The sequence below is a fragment of the Paenibacillus popilliae ATCC 14706 genome (assembly GCF_000315235.1).
In the GTDB taxonomy this organism is placed as follows: domain Bacteria; phylum Bacillota; class Bacilli; order Paenibacillales; family Paenibacillaceae; genus Paenibacillus_B; species Paenibacillus_B popilliae.
On sequence record NZ_BALG01000196.1, the window covers coordinates 1 to 1,989 of the forward strand.

The window sequence follows — 1,989 nt, forward strand, 5'->3', positions numbered from 1 at the left end:
TAATTACTTCGTTACGGAGTCCGAAATATGGACGCATAATAACGGCCCATTGATTAAACTAATTTCTAAAATGTTGGGAAACGCTGGGAAGAATACCGCGAAAAACGCCGGAAAAAGCGCTGTGAAAAACGCTAATAATGTAACTAGGGGGAACGGGTAATGTAGGTAGATCTTCTGTTAAGCTGAAGCTAGATAAAGCATTGGATCCCGCTAATAGTTGGGCGTTTAAAAAAATCAATGCTGAGATTGCTAGAAAAAAAGCGCTGGGGAAAACACTGAAAAAAACACCGAAAAAAATACCGGCAAAGACATCGGCAAAAACTAACGGGAAAAATTCCGGAAAAAGCGCCGGGAAGGCGTCTAAGGCGACGGCAAATACTGGTTGGGATATGGTTAAAGGTGGCTCTACAATTCATGGACGCAGATATTCTGAACATGCACTTGAAAGAATGGCTCCTAATTCACTACAAGTGAGAGCCGAACTAGAAAAAAGAGCGTTGGAAAGAGGATTTGTACGAGGGACAGATAGATTTAACGATTTTGTGAAGCCAAGAGGTATTCCTCCGATGGTAGTTGAAGACGTTATTAAGTCAGTAAAGCCCATACCAGGTAAAAACCCAGGTACTTTAGACTACATTGGAAATGGTATAAAGGTTGTTACTAACAGAAGTGGTGAGGTAGTAACTGTATTTTTAAGTTCAGGAGTGAGGTAAAAAATGAGCATAAGGTTTGATGAATATAAATTACTTGAAATATTTTGTAATGAGCCGAAGATTCTAGTTGAAGAAGCGGAAATTTACCTCTATTCTACTGGATATGTAAAGGATTTTCTATTCGAGTTATACTTTTCAACTTTTGATGAACATGTATCTGTAAGACTAGAGCACAAACATTTAGTTAACCCCATATTTGACATTGGCCTCGATAATATTAGTACAATAAGATGTGATGAAGAAAAAATAGAATTATGTAGGGATGAAGAAAATCCAGTATTAAGAATTTACATGAAACCTAGTGTTACCTTAGATATCGATTTGTGATGTCCGTTGATTTTAACCTATCAGTTGTCAGCATTCCCTCGTCTTCTAACGCGGGGGATGAATGGCGACGGTTTGCACCGCACAACCTCATAATGATAAAATAATTTCTATTCAGTCGTATTATGATAAAAGGTTGTGTAAACATTTCAATTGGACTGAAATGACCACTCAGTAATCTTGCTCAATTATCACTTGATTCTAGTAATCAAGTATCGCAGGAAGATAATTGGGTCTGTCAATAACTTTGTGTAAACTCATAAACACTGCCATGAAATGATACATTCAATAAAAGATTTCAGCCATTTGACATGATTGTAAATAGTATTGTTAATAACTTACGAAGATGAAAAGATCAATAATGATGTCCCTTTATTTCGGATATCCGCGATCATCGCCGCTAGATGCGGCTAGGTTTCGTCCCGTTCCGTCCGGGACTCATCAGGCGGTTAAAACATTAAGCCTTGATATCATTACCCCAACATCCCCACGGCAGCGGCGTCCGACTGTCATGAGTCTGTCCATGCGCCATATGAGAGCTTGTACCATTGATGCCGGACAGTATCATTCAGTGGCACCATAAATTCTTCCTCGTATCCCCATCCCCCACAAACCATCCGCTTGACATAGTACATATTTATCCTCCTCCGCGTACTGGGTAACGGAATGCATAACCGCTTACCTTGTAGTATCCTAGCATGGATAGCATTCTAAAACGGCAGTCTTCCAGTTTTACAATCTCTAGGCTGCTGTTAATAGCTAACGTTTTTGGCGTTCTGATTGGGCACTCCTCCCTACGGTAAGCGTGAAACCAATCCCACCTGTGCAGCAAGTCAAAACAGTCACAATGAATCCATTACGCATACGAAAGGATGGATTCAAAATGGAAACGAGTTTACAAGCGTTATGGACGGAGCGCATTACCGCTTATCAGACCAGCGGGCAAACGATG

Annotated in this window: 2 protein-coding genes; both read left to right on the forward strand. The window is 40.2% G+C overall.

Features of this window, described 5'->3' with window-relative positions; all coding sequences use genetic code 11:
* Positions 1-200 precede the first annotated feature (200 nt).
* Complete coding sequence (locus PPOP_RS24340; protein ID WP_006286987.1) at positions 201-713, forward strand: hypothetical protein; 513 nt, start codon at positions 201-203, stop codon at positions 711-713.
* A gap of 3 nt (positions 714-716) precedes the next feature.
* Positions 717-1,040, forward strand: coding sequence for a hypothetical protein (locus PPOP_RS13175; RefSeq protein ID WP_006286988.1), 324 nt, complete (start codon positions 717-719; stop codon positions 1,038-1,040).
* Positions 1,041-1,989 lie beyond the last annotated feature (949 nt).